Below are 25240 nucleotides of genomic sequence, written 5' to 3' on the forward strand. Positions count from 1 at the left end.
CCGGTCCGTCACTACCGGGGCAGCACCGCGACATACGCCGCCGGTTCGCGGTCGGCCGAGGCCATCAGGGCCGTGCGGAGCACCGTCGCCTGCTGCTCCGGGGAATCGCGGAGCTTGCGCGGCGTGATGTGGACGACCGTGATGCCGAGCCGCTCCAGGTGCTCGCGTTTGCGGGCGTACTCGGACCACAGGGCGTCGTCGTCCTGCCGGGGCGCCCGGGTGTCGAGCTCCACCGCCACCGCCTGGTCTGGCCAGTACGCGTCGAGGCCGCCGAGGTAGGGGCCGCCGGGAAGGCGCAGGTCGACGTTCCAGACCGGCTCGGGCAGGTCGTACTCGCGGATCATCCGGTACAGGCGGTCCTCCGCGCGTGCCCGGCCCTCGGCGAGCAGGGAGTCCACCGCGTCCACGACGTGCGGGCGGCTCAGCAGCCGGGCCTGGTTCAGTTCACGGACCACCGCCGCCGGGTCGCAGTGGCCGCCGCGGACCGCCTCCGTGAGCAGCCGGCGGACGGTGCCGGCGTCCGCGAGTTCGGCCACCGCGTCGGCCAGCGCGCGGGCGACCGGCGCCACCGGCACCCCCGTGACCTGCTCGGGGTCGGGCATGACGGGCGTGCGGACGATGCGCGCGCAGCCCGTGGAGCGCAGCCTCCGCAGCCGCGGGATCAGGACGTCGATGGTGTCCAGGGACGGCAGCGGGGGAGTGGAGGAGAAGCCGTGCAAGGTCAGCGCGGCCAGGCCGGTGATCATCGCCTCGGGGTAGGCGGGGGCGTGCGGCCGGCTCCCGCCGGGCTGGGCGGGGACCCCGGTGCCGCGCTCCCGCGCCGCGTACATCAGCACCGCGTGCAGCCGTTCCTCGCTGGTCGGCGGGCCCGGGTGGAGCAGGACGACGCCCGGGAGGAGCTGCTGCCAGGGGCCGCCCGCGCGGCACTGCTCGTTCGTCTCGGCCGTGGAGACGCCTCGCGAGCGGAGCCGGGCCGTGGTCGTCACACGGGGGCGGCCACCACCGGACAGGTCGTGCAGCGGGCGGGGGGAGAGCGGGGTGTTGTGGGTCATGCCCGCAATGTGCCGCGCTCCGGCCCTCTTTGAACCGCTGTTACACGTCCGTCGACACATACGGACAATCCGGCTCTAAAGGACGGGTGTTCGGATGCCGAAAGCCCCTGGTCCGTTCGGGTGCGGGCCAGGGGTTACGGCTCACGGGGCGATCGTCTCGTAACGAGGGCGGAACGCCCCGATCTCAGGCCAAAGCTACTGGTCAGGCCTCGTCGCACGCCTGTCCGCGCAACGCCCGTGCCAGATCGTCACGGGACTCCAGCACCAGCCGGCGCAGCGCCGGTGCCGCCTCCTCGTGGGTGTCCAGCCACGCGTCCGTGGCGTCCAGCGTCTCCTGGGACTGCTGCAGGGACGGGAACAGGCCCTGCACCACGTGCATGCCGATCTGGATCGACCGCTCGGACCAGACCCGCTCGATCGCCGCGAAGTACTTCTCGGCGTACGGCGCGATCAGCTCCCGCTGCGAGCCCTGGGAGAAGCCCGCGATGGTCGCCTCGACCATGGCGTTGGACAGCGCGTCCGACTCCACGACCTGCGCCCATGCCTGGGCCTTCACCGCCTCGGACGGGCGGGCCGCCAGGCAGCGCACCTGATGCCGCTTGCCGGAGGCCGTGTCGTCCCGGGCCAGCTCCTCGGCCAGCGCCTTCTCGTCCACGGCGCCGTGCGCGGCCAGCGGCTCCAGGAAGGCCCAGCGCAGCTCCTGGTCCAGGTCGAGGCCGTCGACCGTCGCCGTGCCCGCGAGCAGGTCCCGCAGCAGCTCGAAGTCGGCCTCGGCGGTGGCCGTCCGGGCGAAGAAGCGGGCCCAGGCCAGCTGGTGCTCGCTGCCCGGACCTGCCGCGTACAGCTCGCGGCGGGCGCCCTCGGCGAGCAGCCGGGCGGCCGTCTCGCGCCGGGCGGACGCCGTGTAGTGGGTGACCGCCGACTGGGCCCAGGCGTGCAGCATCTGCACGACGCCGATCTCGGACTCGCGCCCGCCGAACCGCAGCACCAGGTCCACGAAGTCCCGCGCCGGCAGCAGGGCGTCACGCGTCATGTTCCACAGCGCCGACCAGCACAGGGCGCGCGCGAGCGGGTCGGTGACCGAGCCCAGGTGCTCACGCAGGGTCGCCAGCGACGTCGCGTCGAAGCGGGTCTTGCAGTACGTCAGGTCGTCGTCGTTGACCAGGACAAGGTCCGGTGCCTCGGCTCCGGCCAGTTCCGCCACGATCGTCCGGGCGCCGTCGACGTCGGTCTCCACGCGCGCGTAGCGCTCCAGAGCCCCGCCGTCCGTCACCCGGTACAGGCCCACCGCGACCCGGTGCGGGCGCAGCTCGGGGTGCGACTCCGCGGCCTCCTGCACCACCGCCAGCTCCTCGACGCGGCCGTCCGCGTCCAGCAGTACCTGCGGCGTCAGCGAGTTCACCCCGGCCGTCTGCAGCCAGGACCGTGACCAGGCGCTCATGTCCCGGCCGCTGGTCTCCTCCAGTACCGACAGCAGGTCACCGAGGCGCGTGTTGCCGTACGCGTGCCGCTTGAAGTAGCGCCGGGCGCCCTCCAGGAAGGCCTCCTCGCCGACGTACGCCGCGAGCTGCTTCAGCACCGACGCGCCCTTGGCGTACGTGATGCCGTCGAAGTTCAGCTTGGCGTCCTGCAGGTCGCGGATGTCCGCCGTGACCGGGTGCGTGGAGGGCAGCTGGTCGGCGCGGTAGGCCCAGGCCTTGCGGCGGTTGGCGAAGGTGATCCAGCCGTTGACGAAGCGGGTCGCGCCGACGAGCGAGAACGCGCCCATGAAGTCCGCGAAGGACTCCTTCAGCCACAGGTCGTCCCACCACTCCATGGTGACCAGGTCGCCGAACCACATGTGCGCCATCTCGTGCAGGATGACGTTGGCCCGGCCCTCGTAGGACGCCTGCGTCACCTTCCCGCGGAAGATGAACTCCTCCCGGAACGTCACCAGGCCCGGGTTCTCCATGGCGCCCAGGTTGTACTCGGGCACGAACGCCTGGTCGTACTTCCCGAACGGGTACGGGTAGTCGAAGTGGTCGTGGAAGAAGTCCAGGCCCTGCTTGGTGACGAGGAACACGTCGTCGGCGTCGAAGTAGGGAGCGAGGCCCTTGCGGCACAGGGCGCCGAGCGGGATCTCCAGCGTCGCGCCGTCCGCGAAGGAGCGCGTGTAGGAATCCGTCACGTAGTGGTACGGGCCCGCCACCACACACGTGATGTACGTCGAGATCGGCTTGGTCTCGGCGAACCGCCACACCCCGTCGGCCTGCTCACCGGCCCCGTTGCTCCACACCGTCCAGCCCTCGGGAGCCCGCACCTCGAAGCGGTACGGGGCCTTCAGGTCGGGCTGCTCGAAGTTGGCGAAGACCCGGCGCGAGTCGGCCGGCTCGTACTGCGTGTACAGGTACACCTCGCCGTCCTCGGGGTCGACGAAGCGGTGCAGTCCCTCACCGGTGCGCGAGTAGGCGCACTGGGCGTCGACCACCAGCTCGTTGTCCGCGGCCAGGTCCTCCAGCGTGATCCGGGAGCCGTCGAAGACCTCGCCGGGGTCCAGATCACGGCCGTTGAGTGAGACGGCCGTCACACTCGGCGCGATCAGGTCGGCGAAGCTGCTCGCCCCGGGCTCGTTGCAGCGGAAGCGGACCGTCGTCACGGAGCGGAAGGTGCGGGGCCCGTCCCCCCGGTCCTCACCGACCGCGGACCGCAGGTCGAGGGACACCTCGTACCCGTCGACGCTCAGCAGGGCGGCCCGCTCCCGGGCCTCGTCGCGGGACAGATTCTCACCGGGCACGGGCGGCACTCCTCGGATGTCGTGGGGTACGGCTGAACAGGACCGATCCTGCCACGTGCCCCTGACACGGGGCAGCCGGGAATGACGGGAGCGCACACCGGCGTTGCCGGAGAAACGGTTTCCTCTTGAGGAGAGACATGTCGGACAAGACCCCCGTCGACTTCTGGTTCGACCCGCTGTGCCCCTGGGCCTGGATGACCTCCCGCTGGGTGCTGGAGGTGGAGAAGGTCAGGGACATCGAGGTCCGCTGGCATGTCATGAGCCTCGCCGTGCTCAACGAGAACAAGCTGGACGAACTGCCCGAGGAGTACCGCGAACTGCTGGAGAGCAAGGCGTGGGGCCCCGTCCGGGTCGTCATAGCCGCGCAGCAGGAGAAGGGCCCCGAGGTCCTCGGCGACTTCTACACCGCGCTCGGCACCCGCATCCACAACCAGGGCGAGGGCCCTGGCAAGGAGACGGTCGCCGCCGCCCTGAAGGACGTCGGCCTGCCCGAGTCCCTCCTGGAGCACTGGGACTCCACCCCGTACGAGCCGGAGCTGCGCGCCTCCCACCAGGAGGGCATCGACAAGGTCGGCCAGGACGTCGGCACCCCCGTCATCGCCGTGCCCGGCCCCGACGGCGAGCAGATCGCCTTCTTCGGTCCGGTCGTCACCCCGGCCCCGCAGGGCGAGGAGGCCGGCCGCCTCTGGGACGGCACCCTCGCCGTGGCCTCGGTCCCCGGCTTCTACGAGATCAAGCGCACCCGCACCAAGGGCCCGGACTTCTCCAACCTGTAGGGGTCATTCGGCGGGGGCGGCCTGGATCTCGAGTCCCTCCGGGAGCAGGCCGTCCTCGCCGCGGTTGAGGTAGCGCTGGTACCACCGGCAGCCGACGGCGGTGCAGCGCCAGTAGTCGTCCACGAAGTGCCCGGCCCCCTTCACCGCCCGGACCACCGCCCGCTCGGCGGCGTTGAACATCCGGAACTCCTGCATGGTGCCGCAGGTCCGGCACGCCCGGCTCACCGTCATCAGCTCCTCCTCGCGATCACCGCCAAGTCCGGGAAGTCGGTTACTACCGCATCGACCCCCATGCGGTAGTACAGCGCGTATTCGGCGAACGTGTCCCCGAAATCGTTCGCTCCGCTCCCGCGCCGGAACCGCTCCGGCAGGAACTGGTTCTCCGCGCGGAAGGTGTACGGCCCGATCCGCAGCCCCGCCGCGTGCGCGTCGGCGACGAGCGTCGTGCCCGCGACCGAGGACTTGTCCGGCCCGATCCAGTCCGCGTACGCGGCGATTCCCGCCAGTCCCGCCGGCGTCATCATGTCCCGGTAGGTCGTCGAGGGCAGGTCGTACGGCCCGCCCGTCGTCCCCAGTGCCTGCCACAGCGGCACGTTCAGATCCACCATGCGCCGCAGGCTCGTCGGCTCGAAGGACTGCACGACGCACTCGCGCCGCCCGAGCCTGTTGCGGCGGATCGCGGCGGCCAGCCTCGGCTCCAACGGCAGCCCGATCGAACGGAAGTACGTGGGGTGCTTGGTCTCCGGGAAGACCACGATCGTCCGGCCGTGCTCCCGCGACAGCCGCCGCGCCAGGTCCACGACCTCCTGGAAGGTCATGACCTCCGCACGCCCGTCGAAGACGGTGTTGCGGTTGCGGACCGCCGGCAGCCGCTCCACCGCCCGCAGCGTCTTCAGCTCGGCCAGCGTGAAGTCCTCCGTGAACCATCCGGTCACGTGCCGTCCGTCGACCGTCTTCGTCGTACGGCGGTCCGCGAACTCCGGGTGGCGGGACACGTCGGTCGTCTGGGAGATCTCGTTCTCGTGCCGGACCACCAGCACATGGTCCTTCGTCGGTACCAGGTCCGGTTCGATCCAGTCGGCGCCCGTCTGCACGGCGTACGTGTAGGAGGCGGCCGTGTGCTCCGGGCGCCAGCCGGCCGCCCCGCGGTGGCCGATGACGACCGGGCCGCCGCCCTTCGAGGGCCCGGCCGCCGCCGGGGCCGCCGTGGCGGCTGTGGCGGTTCCCGCGGCCGCCGCGAGCAGGAGGGATCTCCGTCCGAGTCGCATACGACTCCCCTTCGTCGAAGGCAGGTTCACTTCCGTGCCCGGGCCCGTGCCCCGGCCAGCCGGTCCAGGTGCTCCTCGAAACCCCTCGCGTAGAACGCGGCCCGGTCCGGGTCCGGCTCGACGACCGCCGTCGGTTTCGTCCACACCTCCGCGTCCAGAGGCACCCCGTACCGCTCGGCAGCCGCCAGGACCGCGCCCCGCGCGCCCACCTCGCCCTCGACGACCCGCAGGGGCCGCCCGAGCACATCGGCCAGCAGCCGCATCCAGGCGGAACTGCGGGTGCCGCCGCCGCACACGGCCAGGCTCCCGGTGAGGCCCGCCGCCGCCAGGCAGTGCCGGGCCGCGTACCCGATGCCCTCGCAGGTGGCGCGGACCAGATCACCCCGGCTCGACTCCAGTGAGACGCCCGTGAGTTCGGCCCGCAGGCGCGGCTCGACGAAGGGTGCGCGCTCGCCGGAGGGCGCGAAGTACGGCAGCACCCGGACACCGTTCGCGCCCGGCGGCGTCCCGGCCAGCAGGCCGTCCACCTCGTCGTGCCGCACTCCCGTCGTCGACAGCACCCAGTCCAAAGCCGCCGTGCCGACCATGGCGGGCATGGCGCGCAGCCAGTGCCCGGGCCGGTCGGTGGAGATGTACAGGCCGGCCGGTTCGCCGGTCAGGTCGAGCTCGGTGGTGGCGACCAGACTGGCCAGACAGGTGCCGACGATCAGCAGGCCGTCCCCGGGGGACGTCACCCCGGCGCCCAGCGCGCAGGCCGGCAGATCGTACGGGCCGTTGGCGATCCGGGTCCCGGCCGGCAGACCCTCGCCCCGCGCCCCGGCCGTCGCGACCGGGTCGCTGACCGGGGCCAGCAGACCCCTGCGGTGCGCCAGCCCGAGCAGCTCGACGACCCGGTTGTCGTAGGTGCGGGTCCGCGGGTTCAGGAACGGCATCGACGCGTCCGACACGTCCGTCGTCGAACCGGCGCCCGTCAGCCGCTGGAACACCATGTCCTTGCAGTACACGGCGGCCTTCGCGGCATCCAGTGACTTCGGTTCGTGGCGTTCCAGCCACGCCAGCAGCGGGCCCGGGGAGCCCGGGAACATCGCGCCGCCCGTCCGCCGGAACACCGTCTCGAAGGTGCCGTCCGCCAGCCACCGGTCGACCAGTTCGTGCGCCCGCCCGTCCATCCAGGACACGGCCGGCCGCACCGGCCGGCCCTCGCCGTCGACCAGCCACACCCCGTCGCCCTGCCCCGTGAGCCCGGTCAGCTCCACGGGCTCCGCCACGGCGGAGGTCAGCGCTTCGAGCACCGCGACGACCTCCCCGTACACCTCCTCCATGTCCTGCTCGACGACCCCGCCGTGCATGGTCAGGCCCACCGGGCGGGACTCCACCGCCAGTTGGCGGCCCATGGCGTCAAAGGCCGCCGCCTTGACCATGGACGTGCCCACGTCGATCCCCACGTACATACGGCTCTCCTCCCGGTCCTCAGGTCAGGCAGTGCGCGAGAGGCTCCCCGCGCACCCAGCGGCCCACCTCTTCGGCGGCGATCCGGGCGGCCTTCTCCGCGACGGCGCGTGACGCCCCGCCCAAGTGGGGGGTGAGGACCACGCGGTCGGACAGACCCGGCAGCCGGGACTCCGCCGGCAGCGGCTCCCGCTCGTACGTGTCCAGCGCCGCCGCCGACACCCGGCCGCTCTCCAGCGCGTCGCACAGCGCGCCCTCGTCCAGCAGCGGTCCCCGGGCCACGTTCACCACCACCGCGCCGGACGGCAGCAGCCCCAGCTCGCGGGCGCCGATCAGCCCCCGCGTCTCGGGTGTGAGCCGGGCGTGCAGGGTGATCAGCCGAGAGCGGCGCAGCAGGTCGTCGAGCGAGGTCACCCGCAGGCCGTGGATCTCGCCGTGCACATACGGGTCGTAGACCATCACCCGCGCCCCGAACGCGCACAGCACGCGCGCGACCCGGCTGCCGACGGCCCCGTACCCGACCAGCCCGACGGGCAGGTCCTCCAGCTCCAGTCCGCTGTGCTCGTACGTGTAGTACGTCGCCCCCTCCCAGCTGCCCCGGCCGGCGAGCGGGGTGTGGGCCTGGGGGATGCGGCGCAGGGCCGACAGCATCAGGCCGACGGTGAACTCCGCGGTGGCGGCGGCGTTGCGGCCCGGCGCGAAGCACACCCGCACGTCACGGTTCTTCGCCGCGTCGAGGTTGACGTTGACCGGCCCGCCCCGGCAGACCACGACCAGCCTCAGATCGGGGCAGGCGGCGAGCACGCGCTCGGTGACCGGCCCCATCTGCGTGACCAGCACCTGCGCCCCGGCCAGCGCCTCGATCAGCTCGTCCTCGGCGTCACTGGCCTCCTGCACCTCGGCGACCGGCCCGAACGGCTCCAGCGGCCAGCCGAGTTCCAGTTCCTTGATCTGCGCCCGCTCCACCTCGTGCTCCACCGCCCGCGTGATCAGCGACGGCAGGACGAACTGGTCACCGGCGGCCACGACACGCACGCTGTTTCCGTCAGTCATCGCAGGGTCTCTCCTGTCTCGGCGTCGAAGACATGGGTGTGGCGGGGGTCGGCGGCGACCCGGACCCGGTCGTCGTGGGCGAGCCGCACCTCGGGGTCGGTGAGCACCACCAGATGCCGTTCGACCCCGTCCAGGGCGAGGGTCGCGAGGCCCGACTCCAGGAGCGGTTCATGGGCGACGACCCGGGCGGGCAGGCCGCCCTCGGCGGTGAGGCGGACGTCCTCGGGGCGGATGCCGACCACCACCTCCCGCCCCCGGTCCACCGGCACGGGCAGGGCGATCCGCACCGTGCCGGAGAGGCGGGCGTGGCCGTCGCCGTCGGAGACGCCGGGCAGCAGGGTGATCGCGGGCTCGCCGACGAAGTCCGCGACGAACACGTTGGCCGGGCTGTCGTAGATCTCGTAGGGGGTACCGAGCTGCTGGATGACGCCGTCCTTCATCACGGCGATCCGGTCGGCGAGGGAGAGGGCCTCCTCCTGGTCGTGGGTGACCAGGATCGCGGTGTGACCCAAATCCTGCTGGATGCGTTTGAGTTCGCGGCGGGTGGAGTCACGCTGGGCGGCGTCCAGGTGGGACAGCGGCTCGTCGAGGAGCAGCACGTCCGGTTCGCGGATCAGGGCCCGGGCCAGCGACACCCGCTGCTTCTGGCCGCTGGACAGGCCGGCCGGGCGGGCACCGAGCAGGCCGGTCAGGCCGACCCGCTCGGCGATCTCCTTCACCTTGCGGTCGACGTCCCCCCTGGAACCGCGGGCGGCCCTCGTGCGGGCCTTCAGCCCGAACGCCAGGTTCTCCGCCACCGACAGCGGCGGATACAGCGCGTAGTTCTCGAACGCGACCCCGATGTTCCGCTGCTGAGCGGGCCGTCCGACGACCGACGTCCCGCCGACCAGGATGTCCCCGCCGGTGACGGACTCCAGCCCGGCGATCATCCGTAGGGTGGTCGACTTGCCGCACCCGGACGGCCCGAGAAGCCCGAGCAACTCCCCGGACCGGAGGCTCAGGTCGATCCCCCGGACGGCGTCCACCCCTGGCCGCCCCCGCGACCGATAGGTCTTCCGCAGCTCACGTAGCTCCAGTCCCGTCATGGCCGCCCTTCATCGCGCAAACCTCGTAACGGACCTTGTGTTCGTCCAGATCCCGCAGTGCCTCCGGCGACGCCCCGTCGTCCACGAGGAGCGTGTCGAAACGGGACAGCGGGACGACCCGGTGCAGGGCGACCCGGCCGAGCTTGGTGTGGTCGACCAGCAGGACGTTCCGTGCCGCCGCGTCGAGCATCGCCCGCTTCACCGACACGATGTGCTGCTCCTGGTGGTAGGCGTAACCCCCGTGCACGGCCGACGTCGACGCGAAGCACACATCCACCCGGAGCTGTTCGACCGCCTCCACACACGACACCCCCAGGAAGGACGAGTGCAGCGGGTCGTAGTCGCCGCCGAGCGCCATCAGGTGGATGCCCCGCTGGTCGGAGAGGAGATTGATCGCCTCCAGGAAGTTGGTGACGACCGTCAGCGGCGTGACCTCGGCCGTGCGCAGCCGCCTGGCTATCTCCAGCGTGGACGTGGAGTCGTCCAGCAGGATCGCCATGCCGGGCTCCACCATCCGCAGCGCGTGCTCGGCGACGGCGGCCTTCTCGGCCCGCATGGTCTTCAGCCGGTACTGCACGTTCGACTCGAAGACACCCGACGGCTGCGCGGTCACCCCGCCCCGGAACTTCCGTACGATGCCCTGCCGTTCGAGCTCGTCGAGGTCCCGGTGGATGGTCATCAGGCTCACCCCGAACCGCTCGGCGAGTTCGGCCGCCGTCGCCGAGCCGTCGGCCAGTACCTGCTCGGCCATGGCGGCCTGGCGTGCCGCGGGCCCCTGCTGTCCACCACTGCTGTTGCTGCTCATGGCTGTGTCTCTATCCGTCGTCCCGGTCGCTCCGGCCGGTCGGCCTCGAACAGCAGCAGGTTCTCAGGCCGCACGACGAGCCGTACCGGATCGTCCGGACGGAGGCGCGCCGCGTCCGCCCGGGGGGCCACCAGCGACACCCGCTGCTCCCCGGTCCCGAGCCGGACGGTGACCTCGACGGACCGGCCGAGCACCTCGGTGACGTACACGGTCCCGGTCAGCTCGTGGCCCTCGCCGTGCAGGGCGAGGTCCCGGGGGCGCAGACCGACCAGGACGTCCGTGCCGGGCGAGGCCGGTGCGCGGACCGGCAACTCGATCCCGCCGTCCGCGCGGACCCCGCTCTCCGTGACCACCCCCGGCAGCAGGTTGATCCGGGGCCGGCCGAAGGCCCGCGCGACCTCCGTGTCGTACGGCTCGTACCAGATCTCCTCCCGCGTGCCCGTCTGCACGATCCGGCCCTCCCGGATGACCCCGATCCGGTCGCCGAGCGCCAGTGCCTCGACCGAGTCGTGGGTGACGTAGAGGGTGGTGGTGTGCTGCACGGCCCCGATCGCCTTCAGTTCCGCCCGCATCTGCTGGCGGAGCTTGGCGTCGAGGTGGGAGAGCGGCTCGTCGAGCAGGAAGGCCCGGGCGGGGCGGACCAGGACCCGGCCGAGGGCGACGCGCTGCCGCTGGCCGTTGGACAACTGGCCGACGGGCCGGTCCAGCAGGCCGGAGATGCCGAGCAGTTCGGCGATCGCGCCGATCCGCTGCCGGGCCTCGGCGGCGGGCAGCCGGTGCCGGGGCGAGCGCAGCGGCGAGGCCAGGTTGTCGTAGGCCGAGCGGTGCGGGTAGAGGGCGTAGCTCTCGAAGCACATCGCCACGCCCCGGTCGTACGGCTCGACACCCCGCATGTCCTCGCCGTCGAGCACGACCGTGCCGGAGTCGGGCTGCTCGAGCCCGGCGACGGTTTTCAGGGTGGTGGTCTTCCCCGCACCGGACGGGCCGAGCAGGCAGAAGAACTCGCCTTCCCGCACTTCCAGTTCGAGCTCGTCGAGTGCGACGGTCCTCCCGTACGCCTTGCGTATCCCGCTCAGCCGGATCAAGACTTCACCGCCCCGAACGACAGGCCGCGCACCAGGTACCGCTGGATCGTCAGCGCCAGCAGCAGCGGCGGTACGACGGACACCAGCGCGGCGGCGGCCGTCAGGTTGTACTTGGGCCGGTCCCCGCCGAGGAAGGACAGGGCGCCCACGGTCACCGTCTGGGCCTCGTTGGAGGTGAGGATCAGCGGGAAGACGAAGTTGTTCCAGGCGAAGATGAAGGCCAGCAGGGACACGGCCGCGATGCCCGGCTTGACCAGCGGAAGCGCCACCTTGAAGAACGCCTGCTTGCGGGTGTAGCCGTCCAGCAGGGCCGCTTGTTCCAGCTCCGGTGTGAGGTCGGCGAAGTAGGACCGCATGATCCACACGATCAGCGGCAGGGTGACGAGTTGCAGGACCCACACCATGCCGACGTACGTGTCGAAGAGGCCGAGCTTCTGGTAGAGCACGAACAGCGGGATGATCACGGTGAGTTCGGGTGCGAAGCGGAACGACAGCAGCGTGAACATCAGGTTCTCGGAGCCCTTGAACCGCCACCGCGCCGAGGCGTAGGCGGCCGGCAGCCCGACCACCAGCGACAGCGCGACCGCCCCCACGGACACCACCAGGCTGTTGACGAAGAACCGCACGAACGGGATGCCCTCGCTGTCGCCGAGGACCGTCCGGTAGCCGTCGAGGGTGGGGGAGAAGGAGAAGTACGTGGAGAAGAGCTGGTCGGCCGGCTTCAGCGACAGGATCACCATCCAGGCGATCGGGAACAGCGCGAAGACGAAGTAGAGGATCAGGGCGGTGTCGCACAGCCACCCCACCAGGCGTTTCCTCATGTGGTCACCTCCGCGGCCTTCCGCTGGATCTTCCCCAGGTGCTTCACCAGCACCATCGCGGCCAGGTACACCACGGCCCACAGCACGATCGTGTAGCTGATCCCGAAGGAGTACCGCTGGAAGCGGATGGCTTCGAGGTACGCCCGGATCTGGAGCACCACCGTCGAGTCGCCCGGCCCGCCCTCCGTCAGGGCGTAGATGATGTCGAACACCTTCAGCGAGTCCATGAACCGGAAGATCACCGCGACCAGCACGTAGGGCCACAGCATCGGCAGGGTCAGCCGGCGGAAGGTGTACCACCACCCCGCGCCGTCCACGGCCGCCGCCTCGAACGGGGAGGCGGGCAGTGACCGCAGACCGGCGAGGGCGAGGATCGCCACGAACGGCGTGTACACCCACACGTCCACGGCGATCGACGACAGGAGGGCACCCGTGGGGGTGTCGGTCCACTGCACCCCGCCCAGACCGAAGGGCCTCAGCAGGTAGTTGACCACTCCCACCGAGGGCTGGAGCATCAGCTTCCAGATGATCGCCGCGATCACCGGGGCGATCATCAGCGGCAGGATCAGGATCTTCTCCAGGACCCGGCCGATCAGTGTCGAGCGGTGCAGCAGCAGGGCGACGGCCACCCCGAGCACCGTCTCCGCGAGGGCCGCCCCGACGGCGTACAGCACCGTGACCCACGCCGAGTTCCAGAACGCCTCCTGCGTGAAGACGGCGCTGTAGTTCTCGAACCGCACCATGTCCGGCTGCGGTTTGCTCGCCGAGAAGTCGAACAGCGTGTAGTACAGGCCGAGCCCGAACGGGTAGAGGATCCCGCAGGTCAGCAGCAGTGCGGGCACGATCAGGACGTACGGGCGCACGGCGAGCCGCCACCCCATCGCTCTAGCCCACCTTGCCGGCGAGATCGTCCGCCAGCCCGTCCAGGACGGACCGCGCGCCCTGACCGCCGTAGATCTCCTGGAGGGCCGCCGCCCAGCTGGTCGTCGCGTCGAAGAACTGGGCCTGCGGGGTGAACTGGATCTTCGTCTGGTCGACGACCGTCTCGAAGGTCTCCAGGAAGTCCGGCAGATGCCGCATCTTGTCCTTGTACGCGGCGTCGTCGGCGACGGACTTGCGCACCGGGTCGATGTGGTTGTGCGTGATCGCGCTCTTGCGCAGGTGCTCCTTGCCGGTGGCCCACTGGAGGAACAGCCAACTGGCGCTCTTCTTCTTGCTCTTGGCGTTCATGCCGAGCGACCAGATCCACATGTTGGTGGCGAGCGACCCGCCCGGCCCCTTCGGCCCCGGGTGGAAGGCGATCTTCCCGGACGCGGGGCTGGCGCCCTTCACCGCCTGGAAGTAGGCGGCCGTGTCGGCATCGAACATCATCCCGGCCTTCTTCGCGCCGAGGTCGCTGGAGCACTGGTACCAGGTGTACGACGTCCAGGACGGCGGCCCGCCCCGCTTGACCATCCGGGCCCAGTCCTCGGTGAAGGCGACGGCCTCGGGGCTGTTCATGGCGGGGGTGAGCTTCCCGCCGTCGACCGTGAAGTCCTTCAGCCCGTTGCGGGCGTACATCGTCATGAAGCCCGGATGGATGGTCGCCCAGCTCCGAGAGCCGCGCACGGCGATCCCGTACATGCCGTCGAAGCCGGCGCCCGGCGCCTTCCGCTTGATGGTCCCGGCGAGTTCGGTCAGCTCGTCGAACGTCTCCGCAGGTTTCACGCCGAGCTTGCGGAACACCTCGGTGTTGTAGGCGACGACGTTGGTCTCCCAGCCCCAGGGCAGCGCGTACTGCCCGCCCTGGCCGAGCGGCGCGCCCGCCTTCAGGGACCACTGGTCGGCCCGGAGCAGGTTCGGGAAGAAGTCCGCCTGGTCCCACTCGGCGCCCGTCGCCGAGGAGTTGCGCATCCAGGGGCCGAGGTCCTCCAGCCAGTTCGGCGGCCCGTACTGCCACACCATGTACGCGCCGAGCATGAAGACGTCGTAGGAGGCCCGCCCGCTGGACAGGTCCACGGTGAGCTTGTCGAAGTAGTTGTCCTCCGGGAAGACGTCGTACTCGACCTTGATGCCGGTCTTCTCGGTGAAGGACTTCAGGTCGGCGATGAGCGCGTCCGTGTACGGGTGCTTGTTGAGGAGTGCCTTGACGGTGGTGCCCTTCTCCCGCTTCCAGTCGAAGGAACCGGTGACGTCGTCCGCGGCGGAGCCGTCGCTCTTGTCGTCGTTCCCGCCGAAGCCGGCGCCGCAGGCCGTGAGCAGCGGGGCGGCGGCCGCCCCGGCGGCGAGGGCGAGGAAGCGCCGGCGGTCGTGCGCGTGCGTGTCCATCCGTACCTCCGCGTGGAGCCTGGTTAACACGTCGAGTCGACTCGTTAACAGAGGGTGGAACGACCGAAGTTGGGCGTCAATCCCTCGCGCACGGGAAAATATCGGGGCAGAGTGAGAAGTTCACAGATCCGGCTGCGACGGTGTGGGAGGTTCCGGATGGTGGACGAGGGTGCGGGCGAGAGCGAGGGCATGGCCTGGCTGGGCGTCGACCTGGGCACGCAGAGCGTCCGCGTGCTGCTCGTCACCGCCGACGGTACGGTCCTCGGCAGCGGCTCGTCCCCGCTCACGGGGCGGCGGGACGGGGTGCGGCACGAGCAGGATCCGCTGCGGTGGTGGGCGGCGCTGTGCGAGGCGTCACGGACGGCCCTCGGCTCCGCGCCCCCGGGCCTGCCGGTCGGTGGACTCGCCGTGTGCGGCACGTCCGGCACGGTGCTGCTGACGGACCCTTCGGGCCGCCCGGTGAGCCCCGCGCTGATGTACGACGACGGGCGGGCCAAGGCGCAGGCCGCGCGGGCGCGGGAGGCGGGGATCGCGGTCCAGGACACCTGGGCGCTGCCGAAGGCGCTGTGGCTGCTGGGGGAGTACGGCGGCACCTCGCTGCGCCTGACGCACCAGCCCGACCTGATCGTCGGCCGGCTCACGGGCGAGCCACAGCCGACCGACTCCAGCCATGCCCTGAAAACGGGCTACGACCTGGCGGGCGACCGCTGGCCGGAGGCCGCCCTGGCCGAACTGGGTCTGCCCGACAGCCTGTTGCCGGGTGTCGTCCGGCCGGGGACCCGTCTGGGCGAGGTGTGCCCGGCCGCCGCCGACGCCACCGGCATCCCCGCCGGCACCCCGGTGTTCGCCGGGATGACCGACGGCTGCGCGGCCCAGATCGCGTCGGGCGCGCTGCGGCCCGGCTCCTGGAACTCCGTGCTCGGCACCACGCTCGTGCTGAAGGGCGCCGCCCGCGACCCGGTCCGCGACCCCACCGGCGTGGTCTACAACCACCGGGCCCCGGACGGCACATGGCTGCCCGGCGGGGCGTCGAGCGTCGGGGCCGGGGCGCTCGCGGCGCACTTCCCGGACGCCGCTCCCGCGGCGATGGACGAACGGGCCGGGGCGTTCGAACCGTCCGGCGCGATCGCCTACCCCCTCGTCTCGCCGGGGGAGCGGTTCCCGTTCCGGGCACCGGAGGCGACCCCGTTCGTCCTGGGGGACCCCGCGGACGACGCCGACCTGTGGGCCGCGCTCCTCCAGGGCGTCGGCTTCGCCGAACGCCTGTGCCTGGACTACCTGCACCACCTCGGCGCGCCCCTCGAAGGCCCGCTCACCTTCACCGGGGGCGGTGCCCGCAGCCCGTACTGGAACCAGCTGCGCGCCGACATCCTGGGCCGCCCGGCCCGCGTCCCCGAACAGACGGAAGCCGCCCTGGGCATGGCGGCACTGGCCGCCTACGGGGCGTCGGGGGCCGACGCGCTCGCGGACGTCGCCGAACGCATGGTGCGCGTCCGGACCGTCGTCGCGCCCCGCCCCGGCCGCACCGCGGCCTTCGCCGAGCCGTACGCGCGTCTGGTCGACGCCCTGCGGGACCGCGGCTGGCTGCCCGGCCCGGTCGCCGCGCACGCACACAGCCGGCTGAGCGGGGATACTTCCGCATCATGAGTACGACCCTCCTGCTGGTCCGTCACGGACAGAGCGTCTGGCACGCCGAGAACCGCTACGCCGGCATCAGCGACATCGACCTCACCGACACCGGCCGCGCACAGGCCGAGGCCCTCGGCCGGTGGGCCGCCGCCCATCCCGTCGACGCGATCTGGACGTCCCCGCTGTCCCGCGCCGTCGCCACCGCCGAACCCGCCTGCCGTGCCCTCGGCCTCACCTCCCAGAGCGAACCCCACCTGCGCGAATGCGACTTCGGCGTACTGGAGGGCCGCACCCTCGCCGAGTTCGAGGCCGAGGACCCGGAGTGGGCCGCGGCCTACCGGGCCGACCCGGTGGAGCACTCCTTCCCCGGCGCCGAGGACCCGCTGGCGGCGGCGGCCCGCGGGGTGCGCGCCCTCGGGGGCATCGCCGCCGCCCACCCCGGCGAACGTGTCCTGGTCGTCGCCCACAACACCCTGCTGCGCCTGGTGCTGTGCACCCTGCTGTCGATCCCGGTCGGCGAGTACCGCAGAGTGCTCCCGCGGCTGCGCAACGCCGCCGTCAGCGAACTGCGTATGAACCCCGACGGTTCCGCCGCACTCCTTTCACTCAATGTGCCGTGCGAGGCCGATCTGCCGTAGCACGATGAGCACATGACACAGATCGACACGTCGGTGCCGCATTCGGCCCGGATCTGGAACTACTGGCTGGGCGGCAAGGACAACTACCCGGTGGACGAGGCGGCCGGTGACGCGTACACCGCCGTCTTCCCCGGCATCGTCACCATCGCCCGCAGCAGCCGGGCCTTCCTGGGCCGCAGCATCCGGTACCTCGTCCGGGAGGCCGGCGTACGGCAGTTCCTCGACGTCGGCACCGGCCTGCCGACCGTCGACAACACCCACGAGGTCGCCCAGAGGCTCGCCCCCGAAGCGCGGATCGTCTACGTCGACAACGACCCGCTGGTCCTCGCCCACGCCCGCGCCCTGCTCACCTCCACACCCGAGGGGGCGACGGCGTACGAGCCCGTCAGCCTCTTCGAGCCCGAGCTGATCATCGAGGCCGCGGGGAAGACCCTCGACCTCACCCGGCCCACGGCCCTGATCCTCAGCGGCATCCTCGGACACGTGGCGGACTACGAGCAGGCCCGCGACCTGGTTCGCCGCCTCATGGCCCCGCTGCCCTCCGGCAGCCACCTCTCCCTCAACGAGGGCTCCCGCGGCACGGACCCGGTCTACGAGCAGGCGCAGGACGCCTACAACGAGACCGGCGCGGTGCCGTACTTCCTGCGGCCGGTCGAGCAGATCGAGGCATTCTTCGAGGGTCTGGAGCTGGTGGAACCGGGTGTGGTCTCGGTGCCGTTGTGGCACCCCGAGCCGGGCGCGCCGGCCGAGCCGATCGGCCAGCACGGCGGCCTGGGCCGCAAGCCCTGACCCCGCCGGGCACGGGAAAGCCCCCGCGAGTCAGGTCCTCGCGGGGGCTCCCTTCTTTCCGCCTGCCGTTCGTGAAGGGTGAGAAGACGATCACGAGGCAGGACGCTTCACGGGGCCGTCGTCACGGCGCGAGCAGCAGCACGTCCGCCCGGGACTTGGCCGCCTCGTAACGCCGGGCCACGTCCTGCCAGTTGACGACCTGCCACATCGCCTCGATGAAGTCGACCTTCTGGTTGCGGTACTGGAGGTAGAAGGCGTGCTCCCAGGCGTCGAAGACGAGGATCGGGGTGGCGCCCTGGCCGACGTTGCCCTGGTGGTCGTAGACCTGCTCCACGATCAACCGCCCGCTCAGCGGCTCGTACGCGAGCACGCCCCAGCCGGAGCCCTGCGTGGTCGCGGAGGCCTTGGACAACTGCGCCTTGAACTTCGCGAAGGACCCGAAGGACTCGGTGATCGCGTCCGCGAGCTCACCCACCCCGTCCTGCGCCAGCGGCTCGCCGCCGCCGTCCTTCGGACCGGTCATGTTCTGCCAGTAGATGCTGTGCAGGATGTGCCCGGAGAGATGGAAGGCCAGGTTCTTCTCCAGCCCGTTGACCGATCCCCACGTCTCCTTGTCCCGCGCCTCGGCCAACTGCTCCAGCGTGTCGTTGGCGCCCTTCACATAGGCGGCGTGGTGCTTGTCGTGGTGCAGCTCGATGATCTCGGGGCTGATCACGGGGGCGAGCGCGGAGTAGTCGTAGGGCAGTTCGGGCAACGTGTAGACGGGCATGGGCGGGATCCCCTCCGGGCTCTTATTGCAACAAGCTTGCAACTGCACGCTAGCAGCAAGAGTGGGCGCGGGGTGGCCCGGGAACGCAAAAGGCCCCCGCGTGTCGCGGGGGCCTTTCGCGGTGGACTTCCTACTGCCGGCCGCGGGCCTTCTGCCACCCGTACCCGACCGCCGCCAGCACCAGGATCATCCCGCCCGTCGAGTACAGCTGCACCCGCGTGTCCGGCTCCCGGGCCATCAGGACGAAGACCGCGGCCATACCGGCCAGGGCGACCCAGGTCAGCCACGGGAACGCCCACATGCGCACGGCCAGCTTCTCGGGGGACTCGCGCTCCAGGCGGCGGCGCAGGCGCAGTTGCGAGACGGCGATGAAGATCCAGACGGCCAGGATGACCGCGCCGATCATGTTCAGCAGCCAGGCGAAGACGTCGTCGGGCCTCCAGTAGCTCAGCAGCACGCACAGGAAGCCGAACACCGAGGACGCCAGCACGGCGACCCGCGGCACCCCGCCCGAGACCCTGCCCAGCCCCTTCGGGCCCTGGCCGCGCTCCACCAGCGAGTACGCGATGCGGGAGGCACCGTAGATGTTGGCGTTCATCGCCGACAGCAGGGCGACCAGCACCACCACGTTCATCAGCTGGCCGGCGCCCGGGATGCCGAGCTCGTCGAGGGCGGCGACGTACGGGCCCTTCTCGACGACCTCCTTGGAGTCCCAGGGGACGAGCGTGACGATGACGGCCATCGAGCCGATGTAGAACAGCGCGATGCGCCACATCGCCGTACGGACCGCGCTCGCGACGCCCTGGACGGGGTTCTCCGACTCGGCCGCCGCGATGGTGACCGTCTCCAGGCCGCCGTAGGCGAAGACCGAGGCGAGCAGGCCGATGACCAGGCCCTCGCCGCCGTTCGGTAGGAAGTCCGTGAGGTGACTCGCGCCCGGCGACTCAGTGCCGGGCAGGATCCCGAGGATCGCCAGGACACCCAGCACCAGGAACAGGGTGATCGCGCCGACCTTCAGTGCCGCGAACCAGAACTCGAACTCGCCGAAGTTCTTCACCGCCGCGAGGTTCGTGCCGCAGAAGACGACCATGAACAGCGCCACCCACGCCCACTCCGGCGTGCCCGGCAGCCAGCCGCTGACGATCTTCGCGGCGCCGATGCCCTCCAGGCCGACGGCCGTGCAGAGCAGCACCCAGAAGGACCAGCCGGCGGTGAACCCGGCCCAGGGGCCGATCGCCCGCTCGGCGTGCGCCGAGAACGACCCCGACGACGGATACGCGGCCGACATCTCGCCGAGCATCCGCATCACCAGCATCACGAGGACGCCGGAGAGGGCGTAGGCGACCACGATCGACGGACCGGCCGCTGCGATACCGGCACCGGAGCCGACGAACAGACCGGCTCCGATCACCCCGCCGAGCGCGATCATCGAAAGGTGGCGCTGCTTCAGGCCATGGGAGAGGGAGGCGCCGTCCGTGCCGGTCGGCGTCTGAGTGGTGCTGCTGGGCATGGGCGCGGCTCGTCCAATGCGTGAGGGCGTACGAGGGCAAAAACGCCGCCAGTGTCGGTTGCCTTCCCGTCGGCACGAGGAGACATCCCACCATGTGGACGGTCGCGTCGCTCTGTGTGGCCGGGCGGCGACCGGCGTGCCGTGCGAGGCGTTGCCACCGGTGGTGTGGCTCCCCTTCCCCTCCACCTCAAGAGGACGTCCGCGGCGAGCGTCACCCGGTGCAGGCGGCGGGGCCGGCTGTCGAGACGGCGGACGCGGAGGCTTTGGGGGAAACCTACAGAGGCACGCTCTCCGCCTCTCGTGGTGCAGGGCACCCCATCACCGTGACCGGTATCACGCCGCGGTCGCTGTAACAGGCACGCTTTGTGCGAAGCCGACCAACGGCCGGTCCATGCCTTTGTGGACGGCTGACGGTGATCGGGCCGGACGCGCTGGGATAGCGTCACGATGTCCCACCGGCCCTCACCCTCGCGGAGTCCCCATGAGCACCGCTGCCGCCACACCCGCCCGCGCCGGGCAGGTCCTCGCCGACCTGCTCCCCTCCTCCCGAGTCCGGGACGCGGCCCTCGTGCTCGGCGGCGCCGCGCTCACCGGCCTCGCCGCCCAGATCTCCGTGCCCGTGCCGGGCTCCCCGGTGCCGGTGACGGGCCAGACCTTCGCCGCACTGCTCGTCGGCACGTCCCTCGGTGCCGGCCGCGGCTTCCTCGCGCTCGCGCTGTACGCCCTCGCGGGCATCGCCGGTGTGCCGTGGTTCGCCGGCGCCTCCTCCGGTGTCGCCCCCTCCTTCGGCTACATCCTCGGCATGATCCTCGCCACCGTCGCCGTCGGCGCCCTGGCCCGCCGCGGCGCCGACCGCTCGATGCTGCGCATGGCCGGCACGATGTTGGTGGGCGAGGCGATCATCTACGCCATCGGCGTGCCCTACCTGGCCCTCGCCACCGGCATGTCCGCCACCGCCGCGATCGCGGCCGGCCTCACACCGTTCCTCATCGGCGACGCGCTGAAGGCGGCGCTGGCGATGGGTGCCCTGCCGACGGCCTGGAAGTTCGCGAACAAGCGCTGACGCCACGGGCGTTGCACAGAGGCCCGCCGGGGGCGATGTCCCCCGGCGGGCCTCTCCGCGTTTCCGTACGGTGCGACAGCGGCTGGTTCAGCCCTCTTGAGCCCCCGGCCGCCGCCGCTGCGACCACCACATTCCGGCCACGCCCGCAGCGAGCAGCGACGCCCCGGCCGCACCCAGCGGCAGCAGATCACGGGCCGGGCCGGTCTTCGGCAGTTCCTTGCCGCCCGGGCCCGCAGGTTCGTTGTCGGTGCCGAGCAGCAAGGGCGTGGCCGGGGCGTCCGGCGACGGGTTGCTCGTGCCGAACGGCACCGGGCCCTGCTGCCAGAAGGTCTCCTTCCCGTCGCCCGTCTGCACGGGCAGGCAGATCTTCCCGGTCTTGCCGAGGTCGAACGTCGCGTCGACGGGGAACGACCTCGACTTACCGGCCGCGAGATTGTCGATCGGGCATGCGAATCCGCTGTTCGAGCCCTCCGGAAGTCCGTTCTCGGGTATCGCCGAACATCCCTGGACGCCCTTGACGACAAGCCCGTCGAAACCGACGACCAACAGCCTGATCTTCCCGCTGTCCTTGCTCCCCTCGTTCTTCACCGTGGCGGTAATCGCTGTCTTTTCCGAACCGTTGTCGACCGAGATCTTCCCGGGCAGCAGCGTGGTGAGCTTCACCCCCGCAGGTGCCTCGTCAACCGCCTTTCCCCCCTTGCCGCTCGGCGGCCCTTCGTCCTCCGCGCCGGCTGTGCCGGAAAGGATCAACACCGCCGAGAAAGATGCCATGACCAGCGATCCCGCGACCGCTGTCGAACGACGAGAACTCATGTTCGTCCCCCCTTGCGTCCCCCAGTACTGCGCCTGAATTCGCAGCACTGAAAGAGGTACCACAAGATTTCATCGCACTATCCTGGTGCGGCGCGAAGTGTGACCGTTGTGTTTCACTGGAGTCGGTCGCGGCGTCGTGGAGGGGGTGCAGCGGATTGCCGGGGAATGCGAACAGCGGCGGTGTTCCAGGGATATTGGTGACGGGACGCTATCGGTTGGTCGAAAGTATCGGCCAGGGGGGAATGGGGCGGGTGTGGCGAGCCGCCGACGAAATACTCGACCGGCCCGTCGCCGTCAAGGAAATGCGGATCGACGGTCTCGACGCGGAGGACAGCAGGACCCGCCGCGAACGCACCCTGCGGGAGGCCAGGGCCACGGCCCGGATCGACCATCCCAACGTCGTGCGGGTCTACGACGTGGTCGACGAGGGCGAACGCCTGTGGATCGTCATGGAGTTGGTAGCGGGTCGCTCCCTCGAACGGATCCTCGCGGAGACGGGCCCGCTGGGCCCCGGCGAGGCGGCCCGCATCGGACTCGGTCTGGTGGCCGCGCTGCGGCAGGTGCATGAACGGGGCGTACTGCACCGCGACATCAAGCCCGGCAACGTACTCGTCGAGCACGCGGAGGGGGTGGCCGGATCCGGACGCGGCAACGGCACCGGTTCCGGCCGCGGGGGGCGAATCGTCCTCACTGACTTCGGAATCGCCGCGATCCAGGACGCCAAGGCGCTCACGATGGTCGGCATGCTGGTCGGCTCGCCCGACTACATGGCACCCGAGCGCATCTCCGGCCGCCCCCAGGGCCCGCCGTCCGACATCTGGTCCCTGGGCGCGACCCTCTGCGCGGCCCTGGGCGGTCGCTCCCCGTTCTCCCGCGACACCACGCTCGCGACGCTGCACGCGGTCCTGTACGAGGAGCCTGAACTCCCTGTCTCGGCAGGCCCGTTGCGGGACATGCTGACTTCCCTGCTGGCGAAGGAGCCGTCGGCCCGCCCAGACCTGGAGGCGCTGGAGGGAGCGCTGCGACCGGTGGCGTTCCCGCCCCCGACACCGACGGTCGCGGTGGGGCCGCGGGCCTCCCGCCGGTCCGCCCCCGTCCCGGCCCCGGACCACCACCCCGCAGACACCGCAGACACGGAACACACCGCGCACACCGCACGCACCGCACCCACGGAAGCGTCCGCGAACTCCCGGGGCCCCGTTTCCCTCACCCGCTCCCAGGCGGAGACAGAGCGCCGCCCCCACCCCGCGTCCACGCCGATGTCGCCGGGCGAGCTCCCCGGGCCCGCCGTCCCGGCCGCACCCGGCTCGCGTCCCCGCCCCGGCGCGGGTCGTCGCCGTACGGTGCTCATCGCCGCGGCAGCCACCCTCGCCACCGCCGGCACCGTCGCCGGCATCCTGCTGGCGACGTCATCGGGTCCACCGGAAGGCGACGACACTCCCCGCGCCGGATCCTCAGCGTCGGCGCCGACCACCACCGGCGGCACCACCCCCTCGCCCACCGTCGGGGGCACCACCAGGCCGCAGACCCTGCCGCCCGGCACACACCGGGAGGCAGGCGGCTTCGCCTGGGCGACGCCGGACGGCTGGCGCAGGGACGTGAAGACGGGCGCGGAGGTGCACTACACCTCCCCGGACGGCGCCCAGGAACTGGTCGGCAAGTCCTCCCTGGCCCGAGGCGACCTGCTGGAGACCTGGCAGACCTCGGAGCGCAACGCCCACCAGGGCCAGGACTACCGCAAGATCCGCCTGGAGGAGACCACGTTCCGCGGCCACCCTGCGGTGGTCTGGGAGTACACGTTCACACTCAAGGGCGTCCACTGGCACGCCCGTCTGCTCGGCTTCAACGTGACCGGCAAGTCGTACCAGGTCAACACGTGGTACGACGCCGGGATCGAGCAGGAGGCACTCGCCACCTACGAGAAGGTCAGGGACAGTTTCACGGTGCTGTAGGCGGCCGTGGCAAACGAGAAGGGCCTGCGGCGCGTGCGGCAGCACGCACCACAGGCCCCGTTCACGACGAACGGCGGGGCGGCGGCCGGAGGATCAGCCGGCCGACACCTCGCTGCGCTCCTCACCTTGGGCCTGCGGGGCATCGGCGGCCGGGTGCCCCCCACGCACTCCCTTCTTCACGAAGGCGATGACGAGCACCACCGCGGCGACGAGCAGCGACAGCAGCATGGTCTGGCGCCCGTCGTGCTCGGTGTCGGTGAGCATGTAGCCGAGGATGAACACGATCAGGGCGGCAGTCGCCCAGGTCAAATACGGGTACAGCCACATCTTCACCACGAGCTTCTCGGGCGCCTCGGCCTTGATGATCTTCCGCATGCGCAGCTGGGAGAAGCAGATCACCAGCCACACGAACAGGGCGACCGCACCACTGGAGTTCACCAGGAACAGGAAGACGGAGTCCGGGAACTTGTAGTTGAAGAACACCGCTACGAAGCCGAAGGCGACGGAGGCGAGGATCGCCGTGCGCGGCACGCCGTTGGACGTCGTGCGGGAGAACGCCTTCGGCGCGTCACCGCGCTGGCCGAGGGAGTAGGCCATGCGGGAGGCGGTGTAGAGGCCGGAGTTCAGACAGGACAGCACCGAGGTCAGCACGATGAAGTTCATGATCTGACCGGCGTGTGCGATGCCGAGGGAGTCGAGCGCGGCGACGTAGGAGCCGTCCTTGGTGATGGACTTGCTGTCCCACGGCAGCAGGCACACGACGACGGCGATCGAGCCGAGGTAGAAGACGGCGACACGCCAGATGATGCTGTTGGTGGCCTTGGTGACGGCCTGCCGGGGGTTCTCGGACTCACCGGCGGCCAGGGTGGCGATCTCGCTGCCCATGAAGGAGAAGACGACGAGCAGCACACCGGTGAGGATGGCGCCGGCCCCGTGGGGCAGGAAGCCGCCGTGCTCGGTGAGGTTGCTCAGCCCGGCCTGCTCACTGTCCACACCGGGCAGCAGCCCGAAGACCGCCAGTCCGCCGATGACGATGAACGCGGCGATGGCGACGACCTTGATGCCCGCGAACCAGAACTCGAACTCGCCGTAGGAGCCGACGGAGACGAGGTTGGTGGCGGTCAGCACCAGCATCACGATCAGGGCCCAGCCCCACTGGGGCACCGCCGGTATCCACCCCTCCAGGATCACGGCCCCGGCGGTCGCTTCGACCGCCAGCACGACGACCCAGAAGAACCAGTACAGCCACCCGATGGAGAAACCGGCCCAGGAGCCGAGGGCCCGGTCGGCGTGCGCGGAGAAGGAACCCGAGGTCGGGTTGGCGGCCGACATCTCACCGAGCATCCGCATCACCAGCACCACGAGCGTGCCGACGAGCGCGTACGACAGGAGGATGCCGGGCCCGGCGGTGGCGATACCGGAGCTGGACCCCACGAAGAGTCCGGCGCCGATGACACCGCCGATGGCGATCATCGAAAGATGCCGGTCCTTGAGCCCGGCCTGCAGGCCGGAGCCCTCGGCTCCGGGGCCTCCGGGGTCTCCGGGGTCTCCGGGGTCGTTTCCGGTCGTGTTGAGAGTCGGCTGCGAGGTCATGGAACGGATT

The 25240-nt window shown here is 71.1% G+C and carries 22 protein-coding genes; 6 read left to right on the top strand and 16 right to left on the bottom strand.

The features are described from left to right. Positions 1–11: 11 nt before the first annotated feature. Both ACFY9S_RS01905 and pepN read right to left on the bottom strand, forming a co-directional pair. Complete coding sequence (locus ACFY9S_RS01905; protein WP_391121499.1) at positions 12–1052, bottom strand: hypothetical protein; 1041 nt, start codon at positions 1050–1052, stop codon at positions 12–14. Between the two features lie 202 nt (positions 1053–1254). Next, positions 1255–3825, bottom strand: a complete 2571-nt coding sequence (gene pepN, locus ACFY9S_RS01910) for an aminopeptidase N (RefSeq protein ID WP_391121502.1) — start codon at positions 3823–3825, stop codon at positions 1255–1257. 137 nt (positions 3826–3962) lie between these two features. Here pepN and ACFY9S_RS01915 point away from each other — a divergent pair, with 137 nt between their 5' ends. After that, a complete protein-coding gene (locus tag ACFY9S_RS01915) occupies positions 3963–4601 on the top strand; it encodes a DsbA family protein (RefSeq protein ID WP_391121505.1) in 639 nt (212 codons plus the stop codon). A 3-nt stretch (positions 4602–4604) separates the two neighbouring features. On the opposite strand, the gene ACFY9S_RS01920 is transcribed toward ACFY9S_RS01915, so the two are convergent. The 10 genes from ACFY9S_RS01920 to ACFY9S_RS01965 are packed head-to-tail and all read right to left on the bottom strand — an operon-like array spanning position 4605 to position 14474. Beyond that, positions 4605–4832: a hypothetical protein gene (locus tag ACFY9S_RS01920; protein ID WP_391121508.1), complete on the bottom strand. Its 228-nt coding sequence runs from the start codon at positions 4830–4832 to the stop codon at positions 4605–4607. Continuing rightward, on the bottom strand, positions 4832–5869 hold the full coding sequence (locus ACFY9S_RS01925) for a glycerophosphodiester phosphodiesterase family protein (RefSeq protein WP_391121511.1): 1038 nt from the start codon (positions 5867–5869) through the stop codon (positions 4832–4834). Before ACFY9S_RS01925 ends, ACFY9S_RS01920 begins: the two co-directional genes overlap by 1 nt. A 26-nt stretch (positions 5870–5895) precedes the next feature. After that, entirely contained in the window at positions 5896–7320 is a 1425-nt protein-coding gene (locus ACFY9S_RS01930) for an FGGY family carbohydrate kinase (RefSeq protein WP_391121514.1), read from the bottom strand. A 19-nt stretch (positions 7321–7339) separates the two neighbouring features. Next, complete coding sequence (locus ACFY9S_RS01935) at positions 7340–8371, bottom strand: NAD(P)-dependent oxidoreductase (protein ID WP_391121517.1); 1032 nt, start codon at positions 8369–8371, stop codon at positions 7340–7342. After that, positions 8368–9456, bottom strand: a complete 1089-nt coding sequence (locus tag ACFY9S_RS01940) for an ATP-binding cassette domain-containing protein (RefSeq protein ID WP_391121520.1) — start codon at positions 9454–9456, stop codon at positions 8368–8370. Before ACFY9S_RS01940 ends, ACFY9S_RS01935 begins: the two co-directional genes overlap by 4 nt. Beyond that, on the bottom strand, positions 9434–10261 hold the full coding sequence (locus ACFY9S_RS01945; protein WP_391121524.1) for a DeoR family transcriptional regulator: 828 nt from the start codon (positions 10259–10261) through the stop codon (positions 9434–9436). The genes ACFY9S_RS01940 and ACFY9S_RS01945 overlap by 23 nt, the downstream gene beginning before the upstream one ends. Next, positions 10258–11346: an ATP-binding cassette domain-containing protein gene (locus ACFY9S_RS01950; protein ID WP_391121526.1), complete on the bottom strand. Its 1089-nt coding sequence runs from the start codon at positions 11344–11346 to the stop codon at positions 10258–10260. Before ACFY9S_RS01950 ends, ACFY9S_RS01945 begins: the two co-directional genes overlap by 4 nt. Continuing rightward, positions 11343–12167: an ABC transporter permease subunit gene (locus ACFY9S_RS01955; RefSeq protein WP_391121529.1), complete on the bottom strand. Its 825-nt coding sequence runs from the start codon at positions 12165–12167 to the stop codon at positions 11343–11345. Before ACFY9S_RS01955 ends, ACFY9S_RS01950 begins: the two co-directional genes overlap by 4 nt. Next, the gene (locus ACFY9S_RS01960; RefSeq protein ID WP_391121532.1) at positions 12164–13048 is read right to left on the bottom strand and encodes an ABC transporter permease subunit; all 885 of its coding nucleotides are present in this window, start codon (positions 13046–13048) and stop codon (positions 12164–12166) included. Before ACFY9S_RS01960 ends, ACFY9S_RS01955 begins: the two co-directional genes overlap by 4 nt. Before the next feature lie 4 nt (positions 13049–13052). Then, the gene (locus ACFY9S_RS01965) at positions 13053–14474 is read right to left on the bottom strand and encodes an extracellular solute-binding protein (protein WP_391121536.1); all 1422 of its coding nucleotides are present in this window, start codon (positions 14472–14474) and stop codon (positions 13053–13055) included. Between the two features lie 156 nt (positions 14475–14630). On the opposite strand from ACFY9S_RS01965, the gene ACFY9S_RS01970 reads away from it, so the two are divergent. The 3 genes from ACFY9S_RS01970 to ACFY9S_RS01980 are packed head-to-tail and all read left to right on the top strand — an operon-like array spanning position 14631 to position 17530. Continuing rightward, the gene (locus ACFY9S_RS01970) at positions 14631–16121 is read left to right on the top strand and encodes an FGGY-family carbohydrate kinase (RefSeq protein ID WP_391121538.1); all 1491 of its coding nucleotides are present in this window, start codon (positions 14631–14633) and stop codon (positions 16119–16121) included. Beyond that, positions 16118–16741, top strand: coding sequence for a histidine phosphatase family protein (locus tag ACFY9S_RS01975; protein WP_391121541.1), 624 nt, complete (start codon positions 16118–16120; stop codon positions 16739–16741). The genes ACFY9S_RS01970 and ACFY9S_RS01975 overlap by 4 nt, the downstream gene beginning before the upstream one ends. A 12-nt stretch (positions 16742–16753) precedes the next feature. Next, complete coding sequence (locus ACFY9S_RS01980; RefSeq protein ID WP_391121544.1) at positions 16754–17530, top strand: SAM-dependent methyltransferase; 777 nt, start codon at positions 16754–16756, stop codon at positions 17528–17530. Between the two features lie 121 nt (positions 17531–17651). Here ACFY9S_RS01980 and ACFY9S_RS01985 read toward each other — a convergent pair whose 3' ends face one another. Then, the gene (locus ACFY9S_RS01985; protein WP_391121547.1) at positions 17652–18299 is read right to left on the bottom strand and encodes a Fe-Mn family superoxide dismutase; all 648 of its coding nucleotides are present in this window, start codon (positions 18297–18299) and stop codon (positions 17652–17654) included. A gap of 130 nt (positions 18300–18429) precedes the next feature. Continuing rightward, positions 18430–19809: an amino acid permease gene (locus tag ACFY9S_RS01990; RefSeq protein WP_391121550.1), complete on the bottom strand. Its 1380-nt coding sequence runs from the start codon at positions 19807–19809 to the stop codon at positions 18430–18432. Positions 19810–20290: 481 nt separating this feature from the next. Between ACFY9S_RS01990 and ACFY9S_RS01995 the strand changes: the two genes are divergently transcribed. Continuing rightward, on the top strand, positions 20291–20872 hold the full coding sequence (locus ACFY9S_RS01995; RefSeq protein WP_391121552.1) for a biotin transporter BioY: 582 nt from the start codon (positions 20291–20293) through the stop codon (positions 20870–20872). An 87-nt stretch (positions 20873–20959) separates the two neighbouring features. Here the strand turns inward: ACFY9S_RS01995 and ACFY9S_RS02000 are convergent, their stop codons facing one another. After that, positions 20960–21685, bottom strand: a complete 726-nt coding sequence (locus tag ACFY9S_RS02000; RefSeq protein ID WP_391122905.1) for a hypothetical protein — start codon at positions 21683–21685, stop codon at positions 20960–20962. Between the two features lie 242 nt (positions 21686–21927). On the opposite strand from ACFY9S_RS02000, the gene ACFY9S_RS02005 reads away from it, so the two are divergent. Next, positions 21928–23637 carry a protein kinase gene (locus ACFY9S_RS02005; protein ID WP_391122908.1) on the top strand — a complete coding sequence of 570 codons (1710 nt, stop codon included), beginning with the start codon at positions 21928–21930 and terminating at the stop codon, positions 23635–23637. A 93-nt stretch (positions 23638–23730) separates the two neighbouring features. Here the strand turns inward: ACFY9S_RS02005 and ACFY9S_RS02010 are convergent, their stop codons facing one another. After that, positions 23731–25230 carry an amino acid permease gene (locus ACFY9S_RS02010; protein WP_391121555.1) on the bottom strand — a complete coding sequence of 500 codons (1500 nt, stop codon included), beginning with the start codon at positions 25228–25230 and terminating at the stop codon, positions 23731–23733. Positions 25231–25240 lie beyond the last annotated feature (10 nt).

The sequence above is a fragment of the Streptomyces sp. NPDC012474 genome, from assembly GCF_042955185.1.
Lineage (GTDB): Bacteria > Actinomycetota > Actinomycetes > Streptomycetales > Streptomycetaceae > Streptomyces > Streptomyces cahuitamycinicus.

Bases quoted from the DNA above. Each gene is read 5' to 3' on its own strand.
- ACFY9S_RS01905 (WP_391121499.1), bottom strand. From the start codon at position 1,052: ATGACCCACAACACCCCGCTCTCCCCCCGCCCGCTGCACGACCTGTCC.
- ACFY9S_RS01915 (WP_391121505.1), top strand. From the start codon at position 3,963: ATGTCGGACAAGACCCCCGTCGACTTCTGGTTCGACCCGCTGTGCCCC.
- ACFY9S_RS01920 (WP_391121508.1), bottom strand. From the start codon at position 4,832: ATGACGGTGAGCCGGGCGTGCCGGACCTGCGGCACCATGCAGGAGTTC.
- ACFY9S_RS01925 (WP_391121511.1), bottom strand. From the start codon at position 5,869: ATGCGACTCGGACGGAGATCCCTCCTGCTCGCGGCGGCCGCGGGAACC.
- ACFY9S_RS01930 (WP_391121514.1), bottom strand. From the start codon at position 7,320: ATGTACGTGGGGATCGACGTGGGCACGTCCATGGTCAAGGCGGCGGCC.
- ACFY9S_RS01935 (WP_391121517.1), bottom strand. From the start codon at position 8,371: ATGACTGACGGAAACAGCGTGCGTGTCGTGGCCGCCGGTGACCAGTTC.
- ACFY9S_RS01940 (WP_391121520.1), bottom strand. From the start codon at position 9,456: ATGACGGGACTGGAGCTACGTGAGCTGCGGAAGACCTATCGGTCGCGG.
- ACFY9S_RS01945 (WP_391121524.1), bottom strand. From the start codon at position 10,261: ATGAGCAGCAACAGCAGTGGTGGACAGCAGGGGCCCGCGGCACGCCAG.
- ACFY9S_RS01955 (WP_391121529.1), bottom strand. From the start codon at position 12,167: ATGAGGAAACGCCTGGTGGGGTGGCTGTGCGACACCGCCCTGATCCTC.
- ACFY9S_RS01960 (WP_391121532.1), bottom strand. From the start codon at position 13,048: ATGGGGTGGCGGCTCGCCGTGCGCCCGTACGTCCTGATCGTGCCCGCA.
- ACFY9S_RS01965 (WP_391121536.1), bottom strand. From the start codon at position 14,474: ATGGACACGCACGCGCACGACCGCCGGCGCTTCCTCGCCCTCGCCGCC.
- ACFY9S_RS01970 (WP_391121538.1), top strand. From the start codon at position 14,631: ATGGTGGACGAGGGTGCGGGCGAGAGCGAGGGCATGGCCTGGCTGGGC.
- ACFY9S_RS01975 (WP_391121541.1), top strand. From the start codon at position 16,118: ATGAGTACGACCCTCCTGCTGGTCCGTCACGGACAGAGCGTCTGGCAC.
- ACFY9S_RS01980 (WP_391121544.1), top strand. From the start codon at position 16,754: ATGACACAGATCGACACGTCGGTGCCGCATTCGGCCCGGATCTGGAAC.
- ACFY9S_RS01985 (WP_391121547.1), bottom strand. From the start codon at position 18,299: ATGCCCGTCTACACGTTGCCCGAACTGCCCTACGACTACTCCGCGCTC.
- ACFY9S_RS01990 (WP_391121550.1), bottom strand. From the start codon at position 19,809: ATGCCCAGCAGCACCACTCAGACGCCGACCGGCACGGACGGCGCCTCC.
- ACFY9S_RS01995 (WP_391121552.1), top strand. From the start codon at position 20,291: ATGAGCACCGCTGCCGCCACACCCGCCCGCGCCGGGCAGGTCCTCGCC.
- ACFY9S_RS02000 (WP_391122905.1), bottom strand. From the start codon at position 21,685: ATGAGTTCTCGTCGTTCGACAGCGGTCGCGGGATCGCTGGTCATGGCA.
- ACFY9S_RS02005 (WP_391122908.1), top strand. From the start codon at position 21,928: ATGGGGCGGGTGTGGCGAGCCGCCGACGAAATACTCGACCGGCCCGTC.
- ACFY9S_RS02010 (WP_391121555.1), bottom strand. From the start codon at position 25,230: ATGACCTCGCAGCCGACTCTCAACACGACCGGAAACGACCCCGGAGAC.